This window comes from Brevibacillus sp. SIMBA_040 (genome assembly GCF_046535075.1).
GTDB lineage: Bacteria > Bacillota > Bacilli > Brevibacillales > Brevibacillaceae > Brevibacillus.
The window spans coordinates 1-259 of sequence record NZ_JAWRXI010000265.1 but is presented as its reverse complement, the minus strand read 5'-3'; the positions used below and the strand labels follow the sequence as shown (position 1 = coordinate 259).

Here is a 259-nt window from a genome sequence, read left to right as displayed (position 1 = left end):
ATAGCTCCAGTTCATTGGGTACTCTACAGCGGGTGCTACGTTTAGGCGTGTACCGTTCGCACGGGTCAGGCCGCTTACGTAGTTATCCAGGCGCCGTTCACCGATAGTGCCATCGGAGTTGAACGGCCCGCCGTCTTCATTGACCACATTTCCGTTTCTGAGGTCCCGATCGAATCTTACGGCTTCTGTCTCGTAGGAGAAGTTGAGCCCCCCCGGATGATACGGCAGCTGACCATTAAAGGTGATCTGCGGCAAGCGG

General features: G+C 56.0%; 1 protein-coding gene. It reads right to left on the bottom strand.

The window, feature by feature from the left end; all coding sequences use genetic code 11:
* The coding region (gene lptD, locus SB752_RS32785) for an LPS assembly protein LptD (RefSeq protein ID WP_410719560.1) at window positions 1–259 on the bottom strand (259 nt) is incomplete at both ends.